Source organism: Burkholderia sp. MR1-5-21 (assembly GCF_053427715.1).
In genome coordinates this window covers 1-389 of sequence record NZ_JBSAXD010000136.1, presented here as the reverse complement: position 1 = coordinate 389, position 389 = coordinate 1, and the positions used below count along the sequence as shown (strand labels likewise).

The 389-nt window shown below is 65.6% G+C and carries 1 protein-coding gene; it reads left to right on the top strand.

The features are described 5' to 3' along the window. A partial coding sequence (locus ACV229_RS40760; RefSeq protein WP_448088685.1) for an ABC transporter permease subunit occupies nt 1-389 on the top strand: 389 nt, incomplete at both ends.

Below are 389 nucleotides of genomic sequence, written 5' to 3'. Positions count from 1 at the left end.
GCCTGGGCGGCGATCCGCGAGGACGAGATCGCGGCGAAGGCGATGGGCATCAACACCCGCAACGTGAAGCTGCTCGCATTCGCGATGGGCGCGTCGTTCGGCGGCCTGTCGGGCGCGATGTTCGGCTCGTTCCAGGGCTTCGTGTCGCCGGAATCGTTCACGTTCTGGGAGTCGATCGTCGTGCTGGCCTGCGTGGTGCTGGGCGGCATGGGCCATATCCCGGGCGTGATCCTCGGCGCGGTGCTGCTCGCGATCTTCCCGGAATTCCTGCGTTCGACGATGGGCCCGCTGCAGAACGCGGTGTTCGGCCATGAAATCGTCGATACGGAAGTGATCCGCCAGGCGCTGTACGGCCTCGCGATGGTGATCATCATGCTGTACCGCTCGGA